A 1288-nucleotide genomic window follows, 5' to 3' on the forward strand; every position below is an offset into this window, starting at 1 on the left:
TAGACTAACCTAAATTAATGAGACACAATAAAACACCTTCGAAATGGTACACTTAAACAAAGTACTAATTCGGAGGTGTTTTTGCATGGGCAAAAACGTATATTCAAAAGAAGTTAAATGGGCAGTAGTTAAAGATAAAATGAGTGGTCAGTTGACAAACCAAGAAATCATGGAGAAGTATGGGATTAAAAATGTTTCTCAAATCAAAACGTGGATGAAATGGTATCGTGAAAATCAAGTCCACCGATTTGACCAGCCGATTGGAAAACAATATTCGTATGGACATGGGCCTGATAGTTCAAGTGAAGAAGAGAAAAAAGAACATCAAATGAATCATTTAAGACAGGAGAATGAAATCTTAAAAAAGTATTTGGAGATCGAAAAGGAGCTGAAAAAGAAATCGTCCTCCAACTAGTACAGACATTACGAAAAAAATATACAGTATCAGCTATTTTAGCTGCTTTAAATGTACCCAGATCTACTTATTATCGCTGGGCATCTTTACAACCAATAGAGTTGTCTAGGGAGGAACAAACGATTATCCTCCTCTGCGAAAAAACAAAGTACCGATATGGCCACCGTAAAATTAAAGAGCTGTTAAAGCGTAAATACCATATCAAATTAAACCGTAATACTGTTCAACGGATTATGCAGAAATATCATCTTCAATGTAGAGTAAAGGCAAAGAGAAAGTGGAAGTCTCAGGGGGAATCCGTTATTGTCGCTCCTAATTTATTAAAGAGGGATTTTACTGCAAGCCAACCTAACCAAAAATGGGTGACGGATATTACCTACATCCAATATGGTCCAGACACCTTATATTTATCAACAATCATGGATTTATTTAATAATGAAATCGTTGCGTACAAGCTTTATACTCACCAACAAGTCCCTTTAGTCATTGATACCTTGAGTGAAGCACTCAAAAAGCGAGGAAACCCTAAAGGAGTGATCATCCACTCGGATCAAGGCAGCGTGTATTCTTCTTATGCCTATCAAAATCGGATTAAAGAGAAGAATCTGGTTAGTAGTATGTCACGCAGGGGTAACTGTTGGGACAACGCGGTCATTGAATCTTTTCATTCTAACCTGAAATCAGAGGAGTTTCAGTATGTTAAATTCAATTCTCTATCCCGAGAAGAAGTAAAGGAACGTGTAGATCAATTCATGAAATATTATAATGAAGAGCGTATACAAGAAAAATTAGGCTACCACACACCAATAGAGTTTGGTGGCATGGCAGCCTAAGAAGGTGTTTTATTACTGTCTCATACGACTAGGTCAGTCT

Annotated in this window: 1 protein-coding gene; it reads left to right on the plus strand. The window is 36.8% G+C overall.

All coding sequences use genetic code 11. The annotated features are described in order from the left end of the window. Positions 1–85: 85 nt before the first annotated feature. A protein-coding gene (locus CN378_RS21730) for an IS3 family transposase (protein WP_098354593.1) occupies positions 86–1248 on the plus strand; the annotation gives its coding sequence in 2 pieces (ribosomal slippage) (positions 86–362 and positions 362–1248; 1164 coding nt in all). The last annotated feature ends 40 nt before the right edge of the window (positions 1249–1288 follow it).

It is taken from the genome of Bacillus sp. AFS015802 (genome assembly GCF_002561455.1).
Taxonomy (GTDB): Bacteria; Bacillota; Bacilli; order Bacillales; family Bacillaceae_B; genus Rossellomorea.